We start from the raw sequence: 16,932 nt of genomic DNA, 5'->3' as shown, positions 1-16,932 counted from the left end.
GAATATTGGATGGAATATTTTGTGTGTTGCGGCAGTAGTGAGAACTGTGATAAATTATAAGTCCGGCCGAGTTAACGAGTTAGCAGGTCGGGTAAAATGAGATTTGATAGAAAAAAACTTCTTCAAAAAAAGTCTTGCAAATCTATCGAGTCTGTGATATATTATAAGAGTTGCTGCTGAAACACTGAGTGGTAACGAAACGAAATTTGATCTTTGAAAACTGAACAACGAGTGAGTATAAACGCGATGGTCTTATGACCGGAGCGATTGAGATTAAATCAATCTCGTCAGATTCAAAATGAGCTATATCAACTTTCTTGGAGAGTTTGATCCTGGCTCAGGACGAACGCTGGCGGCGTGCCTAATACATGCAAGTCGAGCGGACTTGATGGAGAGCTTGCTCTCCTGATGGTTAGCGGCGGACGGGTGAGTAACACGTAGGCAACCTGCCTGCAAGACCGGGATAACCCACGGAAACGTGAGCTAATACCGGATATCTCATTTCCTCTCCTGAGGGGATGATGAAAGACGGAGCAATCTGTCACTTGCGGATGGGCCTGCGGCGCATTAGCTAGTTGGTGAGGTAACGGCTCACCAAGGCGACGATGCGTAGCCGACCTGAGAGGGTGAACGGCCACACTGGGACTGAGACACGGCCCAGACTCCTACGGGAGGCAGCAGTAGGGAATCTTCCGCAATGGGCGAAAGCCTGACGGAGCAACGCCGCGTGAGTGATGAAGGTTTTCGGATCGTAAAGCTCTGTTGCCAGGGAAGAACGTCCGATAGAGTAACTGCTATCGGAGTGACGGTACCTGAGAAGAAAGCCCCGGCTAACTACGTGCCAGCAGCCGCGGTAATACGTAGGGGGCAAGCGTTGTCCGGAATTATTGGGCGTAAAGCGCGCGCAGGCGGTCATTTAAGTCTGGTGTTTAAGGCCAAGGCTCAACCTTGGTTCGCACTGGAAACTGGGTGACTTGAGTGCAGAAGAGGAGAGTGGAATTCCACGTGTAGCGGTGAAATGCGTAGATATGTGGAGGAACACCAGTGGCGAAGGCGACTCTCTGGGCTGTAACTGACGCTGAGGCGCGAAAGCGTGGGGAGCAAACAGGATTAGATACCCTGGTAGTCCACGCCGTAAACGATGAATGCTAGGTGTTAGGGGTTTCGATACCCTTGGTGCCGAAGTTAACACATTAAGCATTCCGCCTGGGGAGTACGGTCGCAAGACTGAAACTCAAAGGAATTGACGGGGACCCGCACAAGCAGTGGAGTATGTGGTTTAATTCGAAGCAACGCGAAGAACCTTACCAGGTCTTGACATCCCTCTGACCGGTACAGAGATGTACCTTTCCTTCGGGACAGAGGAGACAGGTGGTGCATGGTTGTCGTCAGCTCGTGTCGTGAGATGTTGGGTTAAGTCCCGCAACGAGCGCAACCCTTGATTTTAGTTGCCAGCACTTCGGGTGGGCACTCTAGAATGACTGCCGGTGACAAACCGGAGGAAGGCGGGGATGACGTCAAATCATCATGCCCCTTATGACCTGGGCTACACACGTACTACAATGGCCAGTACAACGGGAAGCGAAGCCGCGAGGTGGAGCCAATCCTATCAAAGCTGGTCTCAGTTCGGATTGCAGGCTGCAACTCGCCTGCATGAAGTCGGAATTGCTAGTAATCGCGGATCAGCATGCCGCGGTGAATACGTTCCCGGGTCTTGTACACACCGCCCGTCACACCACGAGAGTTTACAACACCCGAAGTCGGTGAGGTAACCGCAAGGAGCCAGCCGCCGAAGGTGGGGTAGATGATTGGGGTGAAGTCGTAACAAGGTAGCCGTATCGGAAGGTGCGGCTGGATCACCTCCTTTCTATGGAGAATCGCTTCCTGCGATGGAAGCATTCAAATACAAATCTAGCCGGGTCGGCTAGTTACTCACTCGTTGCTCAGTTTTGAGAGTTCAAACTCTCGCATGCGATTTCCAGAACTTGCTTGTAGCCAAGCGATTCGGGATTTGGTATGATATAAGTCCGGTCGCGAGACTGGATGATTTGATCCTTGAAAACTAGATAACGAAACGAATCTGCGTTTTAGAAATATCCTTTTAGCTGCTTGTGTCTTCATTGAAAGACCAAGAAGTAAAAAGTAGCAGACGAGTGTTTTGAACGATGAGTGCCTTTGGCTTTGCGCGCAGCGCAAAACAAGAAAACGAATCGGGCAAAATAGGAGTCATTATGGTTAAGCTACTAAGAGCACACGGAGGATGCCTAGGCGCTAGGAGCCGATGAAGGACGTGGCGAACAACGATACTGCCTCGGGGAGCTGTAAGCAAGCTTTGATCCGGGGATGTCCGAATGGGGAAACCCGGCTGATGTAATAGTCAGTCACTCATAACTGAATACATAGGTTATGGTGAGGCATACCAGGGGAACTGAAACATCTAAGTACCCTGAGGAAGAGAAAACAAGAGTGATTCCGTCAGTAGCGGCGAGCGAACGCGGAACAGCCTAAACCGGTCAGCTTGCTGGCCGGGGTTGTGGGACGTCTCACATGGAGTTACAAAGGGATTGGTTAGGCGAAGAGGTCTGGAAAGGCCCGGCATAGAAGGTAAAAGCCCTGTAGCCGAAAGTCAGTTCCCTCCGAGACGGATCCCGAGTAGTGCGGGGCACGTGAAACCCCGTATGAATCTGGCAGGACCATCTGCTAAGGCTAAATACTTCCTAGCGACCGATAGTGAAACAGTACCGTGAGGGAAAGGTGAAAAGCACCCCGGAAGGGGAGTGAAATAGAACCTGAAACCGTGTGCTTACAAGAAGTCAGAGCCCTGTTTATGGGTGATGGCGTGCCTTTTGTAGAATGAACCGGCGAGTTACGTTCCCGTGCAAGGTTAAGGTGAGAAGCCGGAGCCGCAGCGAAAGCGAGTCTGAATAGGGCGAATGAGTACGTGGACGTAGACCCGAAACCGTGTGATCTACCCCTGTCCAGGGTGAAGGTGCGGTAACACGCACTGGAGGCCCGAACCCACGAATGTTGAAAAATTCGGGGATGAGGTGGGGGTAGCGGAGAAATTCCAATCGAACTCGGAGATAGCTGGTTCTCCCCGAAATAGCTTTAGGGCTAGCCTCGGTGAATAGAGTCGTGGAGGTAGAGCACTGATTGGGTGCGGGGCCCGCAAGGGTTACCAAGCTCAGTCAAACTCCGAATGCCATAGACTTGTAACCGGGAGTCAGACAGTGAGTGCTAAGATCCATTGTCAAAAGGGAAACAGCCCAGACCATCAGCTAAGGTCCCCAAGTGTGTGTTAAGTGGGAAAGGATGTGGAGTTGCACAGACAACCAGGATGTTGGCTTAGAAGCAGCCACCATTGAAAGAGTGCGTAATAGCTCACTGGTCGAGTGACTCTGCGCCGAAAATGTAACGGGGCTAAACACACCACCGAAGCTATGGCTTGATGCTTTGCATCAGGGGTAGGGGAGCGTTGTATACAGCGTTGAAGGTATACCGTAAGGAGTGCTGGAGCGTATACAAGTGAGAATGCCGGTATGAGTAACGAAAAGATCAGTGAGAATCTGATCCGCCGAAAGCCCAAGGTTTCCTGAGGAAGGCTCGTCCGCTCAGGGTAAGTCGGGACCTAAGGTGAGGCCGACAGGCGTAATCGAAGGACAACAGGTTGAAATTCCTGTACCACCGTATAACCGTTATGAGTGATGGGGTGACGCAGGAGGGTAGTGACGCGAGCTGATGGATGCTCGTCCAAGCAGTGAGGCTGGTGTGTAGGCAAATCCGCACACTATTAAGGCTGGGCTGTGATGGGGAGGGAAAATTACAGTACCGAAGGTCATGATCTCACACTGCCAAGAAAAGCCTCTAACCAGGTGAAGGTGCCCGTACCGCAAACCGACACAGGTAGGCGAGAAGAGAATTCTAAGGCGCGCGGAAGAACTCTCGTTAAGGAACTCGGCAAAATGACCCCGTAACTTCGGGAGAAGGGGTGCCCCGGTAGTGTGAATAGCACGAGGGGGCCGCAGTGAAAAGGCCCAAGCGACTGTTTAGCAAAAACACAGGTCTGTGCGAAGCCGCAAGGCGAAGTATACGGGCTGACGCCTGCCCGGTGCTGGAAGGTTAAGGGGAGCGGTTAGGGAGCAATCCCGAAGCTGTGAACCGAAGCCCCAGTAAACGGCGGCCGTAACTATAACGGTCCTAAGGTAGCGAAATTCCTTGTCAGGTAAATTCTGACCCGCACGAATGGCGTAACGACTTGGGCGCTGTCTCAACGAGAGATCCGGTGAAATTTTAATACCTGTGAAGATGCAGGTTACCCGCGACAAGACGGAAAGACCCCATGGAGCTTTACTGCAGCTTGATATTGGATTTGGGTACGATCTGTACAGGATAGGTGGGAGCCTTTGAAACCTGAGCGCCAGCTTGGGTGGAGGCGCCGTTGGGATACCACCCTGATCGTATCTAGGTTCTAACCTGGTACCGTAATCCGGTATGGGGACAGTGTCAGGTGGGCAGTTTGACTGGGGCGGTCGCCTCCTAAAGAGTAACGGAGGCGCCCCAAGGTTCCCTCAGAATGGTTGGAAATCATTCGAAGAGTGCAAAGGCAGAAGGGAGCTTGACTGCGAGACCTACAAGTCGAGCAGGGACGAAAGTCGGGCTTAGTGATCCGGTGGTACCGCATGGAAGGGCCATCGCTCAACGGATAAAAGCTACCCTGGGGATAACAGGCTTATCTCCCCCAAGAGTCCACATCGACGGGGAGGTTTGGCACCTCGATGTCGGCTCATCGCATCCTGGGGCTGAAGTAGGTCCCAAGGGTTGGGCTGTTCGCCCATTAAAGCGGTACGCGAGCTGGGTTCAGAACGTCGTGAGACAGTTCGGTCCCTATCTGTCGTGGGCGTAGGAAATTTGAGAGGAGCTGTCCTTAGTACGAGAGGACCGGGATGGACGTACCGCTGGTGCACCAGTTGTTCCGCCAGGAGCATGGCTGGGTAGCTACGTACGGACGGGATAAGCGCTGAAAGCATCTAAGCGTGAAGCCCCCCTCAAGATGAGATTTCCCAGTATGTAAGACCCCTTGTAGACGACGAGGTAGATAGGTTGGAGGTGGAAGTGCAGCAATGCATGGAGCTGACCAATACTAATCGGTCGAGGGCTTATCCAAAATTACCCCAAAAAGTGACGTGAAGCGTTGGAACAACACCGATTACTTTTCGGGGACCCCGGGATACAAACCGGGTGAAGCTACGAAGATAAAACACAGATTCGTTTCGTATCTAGTTTTCAGGGAGTCAAAATTGCTGATTTCACTCCAAGCGGGTGAGAGCAGCCGGATGACTTTCAGCATTTGGCGATGCTGAAACCTGAATTATGCATTTGGTTATTAACCAATGCTCCGTTTGGTGGCGATAGCGGAGGGGTTCCACGCGTACCCATCCCGAACACGACCGTTAAGCCCTCCAGCGCCGATGGTACTTGGACCGAAGGGTCCTGGGAGAGTAGGACGTTGCCAAGCGATACATATTCCCTGATAGCTCAGTTGGTAGAGCACTCGACTGTTAATCGAGTTGTCACAGGTTCGAGTCCTGTTCGGGGAGCCACTTGTGGAGAGGTGTCCGAGTTGGCCGAAGGAGCACGATTGGAAATCGTGTAGGCGCCAAAAGCGTCTCGAGGGTTCGAATCCATCTCTCTCCGCCAGCTTGGATTTTAATAGCGCGGCCCGTTGGTCAAGGGGTTAAGACACCTCCCTTTCACGGAGGTAACATGGGTTCGAATCCCATACGGGTCACTTTCTTATTAACATCAGGGATGAGAATCCAAAAAGGGTTCGTCGGAACATTACTTCGGTAGCATCTATATCGCAGTCTCGAACGAAGTGAGAGTATCCCATACGGGTCACTTATTATGGAGGCTTAGCTCAGCTGGGAGAGCATCTGCCTTACAAGCAGAGGGTCGGGGGTTCGATCCCCTCAGCCTCCACCATTATCCCCAAAAAGTGAACAGAAACCTTCGTAGTTAATTCCGAATACTTTTCGGGGGCCCCAATAACAAAATACTTTTAATGACGCGGGGTGGAGCAGTCCGGTAGCTCGTCGGGCTCATAACCCGAAGGTCGTAGGTTCAAATCCTGCCCCCGCAATTATCTCCTTAAGATGGAGATCCCAAAGGCCGTGGAACCGTGGTGTAGAGGCCTAACATGCCTGCCTGTCACGCAGGAGATCGCGGGTTCGAATCCCGTCGGTTCCGCCACTTTAAAACTGCTTCAAGGGATGAGAATCCGAAATAAGGGTTCGTCGAAGCATCCGCATCGTTAGCGCTGCATCGCAGTCTCGAACGGAGAGAGAGTATCCCGTTAGAACCGCCATGATCTTTACTTCAGGGATGAGAATCCTCTTGAATTAAGAGCCATTAGCTCAGTTGGTAGAGCACCTGACTTTTAATCAGGGTGTCGAAGGTTCGAGTCCTTCATGGCTCACCAGTTTTATTTTTGGTTTTGCGGACGTGGCTCAGCGGTAGAGCATCGCCTTGCCAAGGCGAGGGTCGCGGGTTCGATTCCCGTCGTCCGCTCCATTTTTTTTTGCCTTTACCGGCGCCCTTAGCTCAGCTGGATAGAGCGTTTGACTACGAATCAAAAGGTCAGGAGTTCGAATCTCTTAGGGCGCGTACTTTTGTTTTACCGAGCCGGTGTGGCGGAATTGGCAGACGCGCGCGACTCAAAATCGTGAGGGAAACCGTGGGGGTTCGAGTCCCTTCACCGGCATTTTAACATTTTCAGATGAATAACGGGACGTAGCTCAGCTTGGTAGAGCACCTGGTTTGGGACCAGGGGGTCGCATGTTCAAATCGTGTCGTCCCGATCAGATCAACCACCGAATGAATTTCGGTGGTTTTTTGCTGTATAATTTGGTATTTCCCCGGTCACAATAAAGGAAAAAGATAGAGAATAGAAGGGGATTATCGTGAATGCAGCGCGAATCAAAAAGAAAATACAAAAGCAATGGAGACGTTGGAGACGCAGAGCGTTGACGCTTGGGATCTCTTCGTTAATGCTTGCCTTGGTCTGGCTCGGATCCTATCTTCCGGATCAGGTACAGAGCCTGCTCAGCACGAAACCGCCGGTTGCCATTGAAACGCTTCAGCATTATGAACAGACGGAAGGTTCCGATGACACCGTGGATAATTCGGAATTCTGGAAGACGTTGAATCAAACGAAGGGTACAAACGAAGTAACCGTTCACCAAGTTTATATATGCGGTGAGGAGGAACAGGTGCTCGGACAACTGAGCAGCGATGACATCTACTCCCTGATGAATGAGCATCCAACCTGGAAAGGCGAGTTTACCGGGAAGGGACAAATCCGGTTTGAGGAAACCATTTCGGATCTATCACCGACCTGTAAGGAACAGGCTTACATCAGCCTCGACAAAGATGGGAATCTGACCTTGTTCGAGGGACCGCCGACACACGAAAAGGTCATTAAAACCTTTTTCCAACTGGATATCAACTCGATGGAATCCTCCCTGCCAGACGGAGCCGTACAGCAGCTTTATGACGGCATCCGGGTGCAGGATATTGACGAATACAACAGCGTGCTGTCCACATTCAGCGATTATGCCAGAAAAGGGTAAAGACCGGGATGTTCGATGTCCTTTGCTTTAAACGGATTTTCGAAAAAAGGAATAGAACGCAAATGAAAAAGCTTTCCTGCCAGCGATGAGGCGAACAGGAAAGCTTTTTTGCATTCATCCTATCGGGACTTAAACGGGCATTGTCCATTTCAATGGATCTGGAAGCCGCCCGGTCTGGATACCCGTTAGGGTGTCATACAGCTTTTGCGAGTATGGGCCGATTTGGCCGTTGTTAATGAGGACTTGCCGGTCATTCCAATATAATTCGCCGACAGGAGAAATGACAGCCGCAGTCCCCGTGCCGAACACTTCCTCCAATTCGCCTTTGGCATTGGCCTCAAAAATCTCCTCAATCGATATTTTCCGCTCTTCCACCGGGATGTTCCAGCTGTCGAGCAGCTCCAGAACCGAAGCCCGGGTCACACCTTCCAGTATGCTGCCGTTAATGGCCGGGGTGATCACTTTACCGCCGATTTTGAAAAAGATGTTCATGCTGCCGACCTCTTCAATGTACTTCTTTTCCAGCGCATCAAGCCACAGCACCTGAGAGTAGCCGCCTTTCTTGGCATTGCTTTGGGCCTTGATGCTTGCGGCGTAGTTGCCGGCTGCCTTCGCATGCCCGATTCCGCCCTGCACGGCACGGGTATAGGAGCTCTCCACATTAATTTTTACCGGGGCAAGCCCGCCCGAGTAGTAAGCGCCTACAGGCGACAGAATGACGATCAGCTGGTAGGTGTGGGATTCTCTCACGCCGAGGCAAGCTTCCGTAGCAATGATAAAAGGCCGGATGTACAGCGATGTTCCTGGAGCCGACGGAACCCAAGCACGATCGATGTTAATGAGGGTGCGGATCGCTTCAATGACAAAGTCGCCTGACACTTCAGGGATGCCCAAGCGTTCGTTGGAGCGGTTCAGCCGCTTCATGTTTTTGTCAGGACGGAACAAAAGGAGGTCGCCGGAAGAAGTTTGGTATGCCTTCAGACCTTCGAATACAGCCTGCCCATAGTGGAATACCATCGAAGCCGGATCCATCTGCAGCGGGGCGTAAGGGACGATCCGCGGATCATGCCATCCCTTCTCCAGCGTAAAATCCATCATAAACATGTGATCTGTAAAATACTTGCCGAAACCAAGCTTCTCGCTGTCCGGACGTGTTCGCGGCTCGGTAGTTAACTGAATGCTGATCTCTTGTGTCATTGCAACGCTCACCTCATCTATAGAAATTTATTATTCTCACTATAGGGAATAAAAAATGATTGGTCAATTCAATGTTATCAATTAAAATAATAGTTATTAACTATGGTTTGGGTGAAGGGGGAGGCTTATGGATTTCCGCCTGCTGGAATACTTTCTTGCCGTATGCGAAGAGCTTCATTTTACGAAAGCAGCCGTTCAATTGGGCATCAGCCAACCGACGCTCAGCCAGCAAATCCGCCTGCTCGAGGAGAGAGTGGGCATGCCCCTTTTTCAAAGGATCGGAAAACGGAACTATTTGACGGAAGCGGGGCAAACGCTGAAGGAGCATGCGCTGAACATTTTTCATGAGCTGGAGCAGGCGCAGTCCGAAATCAATGAACTGAAAGGGATGCAGCGGGGGAGGCTGACGATCGGCTGCTCAGGCAACCATCTGCTGACGAGGACGCTGATTTCTTTTCACCAGAAGCAGCCTGGCATCTCGATTTCGGTCGTGGAGCTGGCGACGGAGGAAACGAGGGCCGGTCTGCTGGCTAACAAGCTGGATCTTGGAGTAGTTTTTCTCCCGCTGGAGGACGAGCAGCTGGTCAGCAAAGAGCTCTACACCGAAGAGCTGTGCCTGGCTGTGGCGAAGCAGCATCACCTTGCAGCCGCAGAAGCTGTGAAACTGGACCAACTGACAGAGGTGCCGCTAATCCTTTTTCCTGAAAAGTTTCTGGTACGTCAAATGGTGGACAGCTACAGTGCTCAAGCAGGGGTGCAGCTTCAACCGGCGTTTGAGCTATCGACTATGGACTCCATGCTGCAGATGGTCCGGCTCGGGGTCGGCGCGACCATACTACCCAGGTCCTACCTTTTACAAGGCTCTGATCCTTCGATCTGCACTGTACCGATCGTTGAGCCCGTCCCCCAGAAAAAGGTCGGCATCGTTTACCGGAAGCAGACGTTTCTGAGCACAGCGATGCTTGCTTTTATCAACGAGCTCATCCGGACGTTCACTCCTTCCGGTACGGAGTCTGTGTAGGCAGATCCCGGTTGCAGGCATACCTCTTTTAGTAGAATCATAGACTTGGTATGAAGTTTTACATTATAATGAAGAGAACGAATACATATGTTCGCTTTATACCAAGGGAGAGAAATGACTTGCGAATTTTAGGAATTGACCCGGGGATTGCGATCGTCGGATTCGGATTTATCGATAAAAACGGAAGTAAGGTCACTCCGGTTCAGTATGGATGCATTCAGACGGAAGCCCATACACCTGATGAAGAACGGCTGCTGCACGTCTATGAGGCGATGCTCCAGCTTATTGATAAGTATCAGCCGGAAGCGGTAGCATTCGAGAAATTGTTTTTTAATAGAAACGTCACGACGGCTATGTCCGTCAGTCAGGCGCGCGGCGTTCTGATTCTGGCGTCAACGCAGCGCGGGCTGCCGATCGCCGAGTACACCCCGATGCAGGTGAAGCAGGCCATTGTCGGATACGGCAAAGCGGAGAAGAAGCAGGTGCAGGAAATGGTTCGCATGTTTCTGAAGCTGCAGGCGGTGCCCAAGCCGGATGATGTGGCCGACGCGCTGGCCGTGGCGATCTGCCACGCCCATTCGTACACGTTAAATTCCAGAATAAATGAGGTATTGAGAAAATGATCGATTTTTTGAGAGGACCCGTGGTCCATCTGGAGAATGAGTACATTGTGCTTGACGTGCAGGGAGTAGGCTACCGGGTATTTTGCCCGAACCCTTTTGTGTTCGCCAAGACGGATGGTCCGGTCACCGTATATACCCACCACCACGTCAGGGAAGACGCCATCCTGCTGTTCGGCTTTCCAACGCGCGAGGAGCAGCAGTTGTTCCGCAAGCTGATCGATGTGTCGGGGATCGGCCCTAAGGTAGCCTTGGGCATTCTCGGCGGGGGCACACCGGATCATGTCGTGACAGCCATTTATCAGGAGAACATTACGTTCCTGACCAAGCTGCCGGGGATCGGCAAGAAGACCGCACAGCGCATGATTCTGGACTTGAAGGACAAGCTCGACGGCTTTGGTACGGCGGCTATGGCGACAGGTCTGTTTGCGGTTCCTGAACCGGTGGAAGGCGACGGATCGGCTTGGTCCGAAGCGCGCGAAGGCCTTAAGGCGCTCGGTTATACCGACGTCGAGCTGGACCGGGTGTGGCACAAGATCAAGGATGACACGGCGTTTGGGGATTCGGTGGACATTTTAATGAAACGGGCGCTCAAGCAGCTCTATGCGGGATAGTTATGGTAGGCGGGCGTTACAAGAGGAGCGATAGCAATGGATGACCGTATTATATCGGCAAACCTGATGATGGAGGACCAGGCGGTAGAGCTTAGCCTGCGTCCTCGTTATCTTGCGGAATATATCGGACAGAACCAGGTGAAGGAAAACCTGAAAATTTATATTGAGGCGGCCAAAATGCGCAATGAAGCGCTGGATCACGTGCTGCTGTACGGGCCTCCGGGCCTCGGAAAGACGACATTGGCCAATATCATTGCCAACGAGCTGGGCGTGAACCTGCGGACGACGTCGGGGCCGGCCATTGAGCGGCCGGGAGACCTGGCTGCGCTGCTGACGAATCTCCAGGAAGGGGACGTGCTGTTCATTGACGAAATCCACCGGCTGCACCGGACGGTAGAGGAAGTGCTCTACCCGGCGATGGAGGATTTTGCACTGGACATCATGATCGGTAAAGGGCCCAGTGCACGGTCTGTGCGGCTGGACTTGCCCCCGTTCACCTTGATCGGAGCGACGACACGGGCAGGGCTGCTGTCCGCACCGCTGCGGGACCGCTTCGGCGTCGTCAGCCGCCTCGAGTTTTATACGGTGGACGAGCTCAGCTACATCGTCTTCCCGGGGTGCCGACATTCTCGGCATCGAAATAATCGGGGATGCGGCCGACGAGATCGCCCTGCGGTCCAGGGGGACGCCGCGGATCGCGAACCGGCTGCTGCGCCGGGTCCGGGATTTTGCCCAGGTCCGGGGGGACGGCATGATTACGCCGGCCATCGCAGAGGAGTCGCTGAAGATGCTGCAGGTCGATCCGAAAGGACTGGATCAGATCGATTATAAAATGCTTCACGCTATGATCACGAGCTTCCGTGGCGGTCCGGTCGGCCTCGATACGATCGCGGCCACCATCGGCGAAGAGAGCCAGACGATCGAAGATGTATACGAGCCTTACTTGCTGCAGATCGGATTTCTCCAGCGGACGCCGCGGGGAAGAATGGTGACGGCTGCGGGCTATCAGCATTTAGGTCTGCCGATGCCGACAGACCAGTAAAGAGTAATTGTTACGAGGCTGCCGGACGTGAAATGGTTCGAACACATGTTCAGACAGAAGCGGGAGGAGAATGACGAGTGGGAAATTGGTGGAGAACGAAAGCGGGCCAGTGGGGAAGCAAGGGGATTTTGGCTGCCGTGCTGGCAACGGGAGTCCTGCAGCTGCCGGCTGTGACCGCAGAAGCCGCGGGAACGAGCATGGATCAAATCCGCGTAGGCTTGTTCCTCGACTTGGGAAGTACCTATAAATCAACGACGCCTGTCGTCACACTGTCATCGGGACAGTCATGGTCTGCAGGAGTATCGGCTGCTTCGGGGGCTCCGGCTCTTGTATCCTTTGGGGCTAACGAGACGGCTAAATTCAGCGTGGATGGATTCCGCGTGAAAGTACTCGCTACTTCGGATGCCAAAACGGCGGCGGATGCCTATAAAAAATTGAACGCGACGGCCGACAAGCCGGTCATCTTTACCGCATCGACGGGTGCCGGAACAGTATATCAGGTGTATACCGGCATGTATGCAAGCCAGCAGGCGGCTAACGATGCCGCGGCGCGGACAGCCAAGACAGCCGCGGGACAGCTGAACGGACAGACTCCGGTCGTGACCGGCGGCAATCACTTGTCGGCAGGGACCTATGGATCGGAGGCTGAAGCGGCAGCTGCGGCCCAGCAGATCCAGGCAGCCGGCGCCGATGCGTTTGTGGCGGTTCAGCCGGGCGGAGACGGCGGCGGCAGTTATGCGGTATGGGTCGGCGAAGCGGTAGACGCATCCGGCCTTGCGGCGGTGCGCAGTGCGGTAAGCGCAAAGCTTCCAGCGGCTACGCTGTCGGAGGTGGATGCATCGCAGCCCGCGCTGATCATCCGCAGTGATGCCGGGAGCAGCCCGGGAAGCTCCGCCGCGGTGAAACATATCGTGGTCAGCGGGACCAATACCAAAGGCTGGATTACCAGCAGCGGTGACCAAATTAAAGTGGCGGAAAGATCGGGGCGTACATACCGGGGCGGCATGGAGATCAGCATGGTGAACGGCCAGCTGGCGCTCGTGAACGAGCTGCCTTTTGAGCAATACCTCTATGCGGTCGTCGGCGGCGAAGTGCCGTCGTCCTGGCCGGAGGAGTCGCTCAAAGCCCAAGCCGTGGCTGCCCGCAGCTATGCTGCTTTCCAGATCAGCAGCAGCAATAATAAGTTCAAGGTGGCGGATGTCGTGGATACGACGCTCAGCCAAGTTTACAACGGAGTTGCCTCCGAAGCGCCAAGCGTCATCGGTGCCGTAGACGCCACACAGGGCGAAGTGCTGCTGCATAACGGCAATGTTGTCGAGGCCGTATTCTCTTCCAATGCCGGGGGCGCATCGGCCGATCCGACCGAGGTATGGAACAGCGGTGGAGCTGCGTTCGGCACCGTCGAGAGCAAGGAAGACGTAGCCGCGCAAAACGGGGCTAAAACCTGGTACCACGTTCTTCTCAGCAACGGGATTACCGGTTATGTCAGAGAGGACAACGTCAAGGAACTGGGCACGGCGACGGCTGCCGGACTTGCAAAAGTCACGGTGACGGCCAAGAACACCAATGTGCGTCCGCTTCCGCTCATTCAATCGAACGTCGAGCCTGCCGCGCAGATGAACCCCGGCGATACCGCCGTCGTTCTGGAGCAGGTGAAGGAATCGGGAACCTACGACTGGGTTCGGGGACCTTATACTTCGGCCGAGCTGGTCGCAACGCTGAAGGGCAAGACCTCGACGGCTGCACCTTCCACGATCAGCACGCTGGAGGTCACCAAGCGTGGACCGTCCGGACGGGCGATCCAAATTAAGGCCAACGGGCAGATTTTAGATGTGAAATATCCGGATATGTTCCGTTCAGCTTTGAACGGTATGCCAAGCACATTGTTTGATATTGTACCGACAGGAAGCTATACTGTATTAAGCGCAAACGGGACAACGACGAAGGTTTCCGGCACGTCCGACACGTCGGTCATTTCCGCTTCAGGGACTTCTTCCATCGCTGGAAAAGGCACGATCGTCATGAACGGGGATACGAAGGCGCGCCGGATCGAAGCCGGGGAAGCGTTTCTGTTTGTGGGCCGCGGCAACGGCCATGGCCTCGGACTCTCCCAGTGGGGAGCTAAAGGAATGGCGGATGCCGGGTATGGGTACCAGGACATTTTGAAACACTATTATCAGAATGTAACTATTGTTAAGGAATGACGAACAGATGAATGTAGACTTATACGATTTTGAGTTGCCAGAAGAATTAATCGCACAGACTCCTTTGCCGGAGCGGACGGCATCCCGCCTGTTAACATTGAACAAGCAGGACGGATCGATCGCCCACCGCACCTTCAAAGATATCGCAGACGAGCTTCAGCCCGGCGACACGCTGGTTCTCAACGATACCCGGGTCATTCCGGCGCGACTGTTTGGCGTGAAAGAAGAGACGGGGGCCAAAGCCGAGGTGCTTCTCCTGAAAAATTTGCAAGGGGACACCTGGGAAGCGCTCGTAAAGCCTGGGAAAAAGCTGAAAAAGGGCAGCGTGATCCGGTTCGGCGACGAGCTGCAGGCGGTCATAGAGGATGAGGGTGAAATGGGTGAGCGGAAGCTGACCTTTACCTATCAGGGGATTTTCCAGGAGATTCTCGACCGGCTGGGTCAAATGCCGCTCCCGCCTTATATCAAGGAGAAGCTGGACGACAAGGAGCGTTACCAGACGGTCTATTCCAAGCATGAGGGTTCCGCTGCGGCTCCGACCGCAGGCCTTCATTTTACCGAAGAGCTGCTGGATCAAATCCGTGCCAAAGGCGTGACGGTCGCTTTCATTACGCTTCATGTCGGTCTTGGCACGTTCCGGCCGATGTCGGTTGAGCGTGTCGAGGATCATGTCATGCATGCGGAGTATTACTCGGTGAACCAGGAGACAGCGGATATCCTGAACGAGGCCAGAGCCCGCGGAGGAAGAATTGTTGCCGTAGGGACCACCTCCTGCCGGACGCTTGAGACGATCGGGACGCGCTTTGAAGGCGGCCTGCTCGAAGCCTGCAGCGGCTGGACCGATATTTTTATCTATCCGGGGTATACGTTCAAAGTCGTAAACGCCCTGATCACTAATTTCCACCTGCCGAAATCGACGCTGGTCATGCTGGTCAGCGCGCTGGCGGGACGCGAGCATATTTTGAACGCATATGCGGAGGCTGTGAAGGAAAGATACCGCTTCTTCAGCTTCGGCGATGCGATGTTTATCTATTAAGACCGGTTGATCGGCATATAAGAGGATGGTATTTAATCATGGCAGCAGCAATTACTTATGAGCATATTAAAACGTGCAAGCAATCCGGAGCCCGGCTGGGGCGTGTGCATACGCCGCACGGCGTGATCGAGACGCCGATCTTTATGCCGGTTGGAACGCTGGCCACGGTCAAGACAATGAGCCCGGAAGAACTGAAGGAAATGAATGCGCAGATCATTTTGAGTAACACGTACCATCTGTTCCTGCGCCCGGGCCATGACATCATCCGCGAAGCCGGGGGACTGCACCGCTTCATGAACTGGGACCGTCCGATTCTGACGGACAGCGGCGGATTTCAGGTGTTCAGCTTGAGCGAGATGCGTAAAATTACCGAAGAAGGCGTGCATTTCCGGTCCCACCTGAACGGAGACAAGCTGTTTCTGTCGCCGGAAGTGGCCATGGAAATTCAGAACGCGCTTGGTTCGGACATCATGATGGCTTTTGACGAGTGTCCGCCGTATCCGGCCGAATACGACTACGTCAAGAAGTCCCTGGAACGCACGACCCGCTGGGCCGAGCGCTGTCTGAACAGCCATGCCAGACCGCATGATCAGGGGCTCTTTGCCATCGTTCAGGGCGGCATGTATGAAGACTTGCGCAAACAGAGCGCACGTGATTTGACTTCCATGGATTTCCCGGGGTATGCTATTGGTGGACTCAGCGTAGGAGAGTCCAAGCAGCTGATGTACGAAGTGCTGGATTACACCGTTCCGCTGCTTCCGGACAACAAGCCCCGCTATTTGATGGGCGTAGGGTCGCCGGATGCACTGATCGAAGGCTCCATTCGTGGCGTGGACATGTTTGACTGCGTCCTGCCGACACGGATCGCCCGGAACGGAACGACCATGACCAGCCAGGGACGGCTAGTCGTTCGCAATGCGCAATACGCCAGAGATTTTGGCCCGCTTGACCCAGCATGTGACTGCTATACTTGCCGGAACTATTCAAGAGCCTATCTGCGGCATTTGATCAAAGCGGATGAGACCTTCGGACTCCGTTTGACCACTTACCACAACCTGCATTTCCTCATCAATCTGATGAAGCAGGTGCGCCAGGCCATTATGGAGGACAGGCTGCTTGATTTTCGCGATGAGTTTTTTGAACAATATGGGCTTTATGACAATGATAAAGGGTTTTAAGCTTCAACAGCAGTATTGTATTTGAAAGGGGGGAAAAGTATATGTTCAACCAATCACAAACCTTTGAATTAGCAGCTGGTGCTGGCGGCTCCGGAGGAGGCGGCATTGTCGGCTTGATTTTGCCGCTCGTCCTGATGTTCGCGATTTTCTACTTCCTGTTGATTCGTCCGCAGCAGAAGAAACAGAAGACCCGGACTTCCATGCTGAGCTCATTGAAGAAGGGGGATAAGGTCGTAACGATCGGCGGTCTGCACGGAACGATTATGGAAATTACGGACGATATCGTGGTCCTGCGGGTGAACGACGTGACGAAGCTGACCTTCGATCGCGGATCCATCAGCCACGCGGTTAGCTCGAGCTCAGGCGAATCCGAGAAATCGTCCTAAGACGAT

9 protein-coding genes, 11 tRNA genes, 3 rRNA genes and 1 pseudogene are annotated in these 16,932 nt (G+C 53.6%); 23 read left to right on the top strand and 1 reads right to left on the bottom strand.

Annotated features, from left to right (window positions below; all coding sequences use genetic code 11):
- The first annotated feature begins 314 nt into the window (after window positions 1–314).
- The 15 genes from ABIE48_RS22915 to ABIE48_RS22845 all read left to right on the top strand — a co-directional run bounded on the left by ABIE48_RS22915 (window position 315) and on the right by ABIE48_RS22845 (window position 7,628).
- A 16S ribosomal RNA gene (locus ABIE48_RS22915) occupies window positions 315–1,867 on the top strand.
- A 366-nt stretch (window positions 1,868–2,233) separates the two neighbouring features.
- Window positions 2,234–5,164 (top strand): 23S ribosomal RNA (locus ABIE48_RS22910).
- A 234-nt stretch (window positions 5,165–5,398) separates the two neighbouring features.
- Window positions 5,399–5,515 (top strand): 5S ribosomal RNA (gene rrf / locus ABIE48_RS22905).
- Together the 16S, 23S and 5S rRNA genes with 11 tRNA genes alongside form the textbook arrangement of a ribosomal RNA operon.
- 9 nt (window positions 5,516–5,524) lie before the next feature.
- Window positions 5,525–5,600: transfer RNA gene (locus ABIE48_RS22900), tRNA-Asn, on the top strand.
- Between the two features lie 5 nt (window positions 5,601–5,605).
- Window positions 5,606–5,697 (top strand) — tRNA-Ser (locus ABIE48_RS22895).
- A gap of 19 nt (window positions 5,698–5,716) precedes the next feature.
- Window positions 5,717–5,788, top strand: a tRNA-Glu gene (locus tag ABIE48_RS22890).
- A 118-nt stretch (window positions 5,789–5,906) separates the two neighbouring features.
- Window positions 5,907–5,982: transfer RNA gene (locus ABIE48_RS22885), tRNA-Val, on the top strand.
- A gap of 83 nt (window positions 5,983–6,065) precedes the next feature.
- A tRNA-Met gene (locus ABIE48_RS22880) sits at window positions 6,066–6,139 on the top strand.
- A 33-nt stretch (window positions 6,140–6,172) separates the two neighbouring features.
- Window positions 6,173–6,249, top strand: a tRNA-Asp gene (locus ABIE48_RS22875).
- A gap of 153 nt (window positions 6,250–6,402) precedes the next feature.
- Window positions 6,403–6,478 (top strand) — tRNA-Lys (locus ABIE48_RS22870).
- A 17-nt stretch (window positions 6,479–6,495) separates the two neighbouring features.
- Window positions 6,496–6,570: transfer RNA gene (locus ABIE48_RS22865), tRNA-Gly, on the top strand.
- A gap of 19 nt (window positions 6,571–6,589) precedes the next feature.
- Window positions 6,590–6,663: transfer RNA gene (locus tag ABIE48_RS22860), tRNA-Arg, on the top strand.
- Between the two features lie 17 nt (window positions 6,664–6,680).
- Window positions 6,681–6,760 (top strand) — tRNA-Leu (locus ABIE48_RS22855).
- A gap of 23 nt (window positions 6,761–6,783) precedes the next feature.
- Window positions 6,784–6,857: transfer RNA gene (locus ABIE48_RS22850), tRNA-Pro, on the top strand.
- A gap of 102 nt (window positions 6,858–6,959) precedes the next feature.
- Window positions 6,960–7,628: a BofC C-terminal domain-containing protein gene (locus ABIE48_RS22845; RefSeq protein ID WP_354519713.1), complete on the top strand. Its 669-nt coding sequence runs from the start codon at window positions 6,960–6,962 to the stop codon at window positions 7,626–7,628.
- 129 nt (window positions 7,629–7,757) lie between these two features.
- Here the strand turns inward: ABIE48_RS22845 and ABIE48_RS22840 are convergent, their stop codons facing one another.
- Window positions 7,758–8,825: a branched-chain amino acid aminotransferase gene (locus ABIE48_RS22840; RefSeq protein WP_192715826.1), complete on the bottom strand. Its 1,068-nt coding sequence runs from the start codon at window positions 8,823–8,825 to the stop codon at window positions 7,758–7,760.
- Window positions 8,826–8,952: 127 nt separating this feature from the next.
- On the opposite strand from ABIE48_RS22840, the gene ABIE48_RS22835 reads away from it, so the two are divergent.
- From ABIE48_RS22835 to yajC, 8 genes and pseudogenes are all read left to right on the top strand, one after another.
- A complete protein-coding gene (locus ABIE48_RS22835) occupies window positions 8,953–9,846 on the top strand; it encodes a LysR family transcriptional regulator (RefSeq protein WP_192715825.1) in 894 nt (297 codons plus the stop codon).
- 119 nt (window positions 9,847–9,965) lie between these two features.
- Window positions 9,966–10,469 (top strand): crossover junction endodeoxyribonuclease RuvC, encoded by a 504-nt coding sequence (gene ruvC / locus ABIE48_RS22830; RefSeq protein WP_192715824.1) that lies wholly within the window; start codon window positions 9,966–9,968, stop codon window positions 10,467–10,469.
- A complete protein-coding gene (gene ruvA, locus ABIE48_RS22825) occupies window positions 10,466–11,080 on the top strand; it encodes a Holliday junction branch migration protein RuvA (protein WP_116229345.1) in 615 nt (204 codons plus the stop codon). Before ruvC ends, ruvA begins: the two co-directional genes overlap by 4 nt.
- A gap of 36 nt (window positions 11,081–11,116) precedes the next feature.
- Window positions 11,117–12,122 (top strand): annotated as a pseudogene (gene ruvB / locus ABIE48_RS22820) (Holliday junction branch migration DNA helicase RuvB).
- Window positions 12,123–12,199: 77 nt separating this feature from the next.
- A complete protein-coding gene (locus ABIE48_RS22815) occupies window positions 12,200–14,326 on the top strand; it encodes a SpoIID/LytB domain-containing protein (RefSeq protein WP_192715823.1) in 2,127 nt (708 codons plus the stop codon).
- A gap of 7 nt (window positions 14,327–14,333) precedes the next feature.
- A complete protein-coding gene (gene queA, locus ABIE48_RS22810; protein ID WP_076176981.1) occupies window positions 14,334–15,362 on the top strand; it encodes a tRNA preQ1(34) S-adenosylmethionine ribosyltransferase-isomerase QueA in 1,029 nt (342 codons plus the stop codon).
- A 38-nt stretch (window positions 15,363–15,400) separates the two neighbouring features.
- Entirely contained in the window at window positions 15,401–16,540 is a 1,140-nt protein-coding gene (tgt, locus tag ABIE48_RS22805) for a tRNA guanosine(34) transglycosylase Tgt (RefSeq protein WP_076176982.1), read from the top strand.
- 41 nt (window positions 16,541–16,581) lie between these two features.
- A complete protein-coding gene (yajC, locus tag ABIE48_RS22800; protein ID WP_192715822.1) occupies window positions 16,582–16,926 on the top strand; it encodes a preprotein translocase subunit YajC in 345 nt (114 codons plus the stop codon).
- Window positions 16,927–16,932 lie beyond the last annotated feature (6 nt).

Source organism: Paenibacillus sp. OAE614, assembly GCF_040546645.1.
In the GTDB taxonomy this organism is placed as follows: Bacteria; Bacillota; Bacilli; order Paenibacillales; family Paenibacillaceae; genus Paenibacillus_AQ; species Paenibacillus_AQ favisporus.
This window is presented reverse-complemented; position numbering and strand designations above follow the sequence as displayed.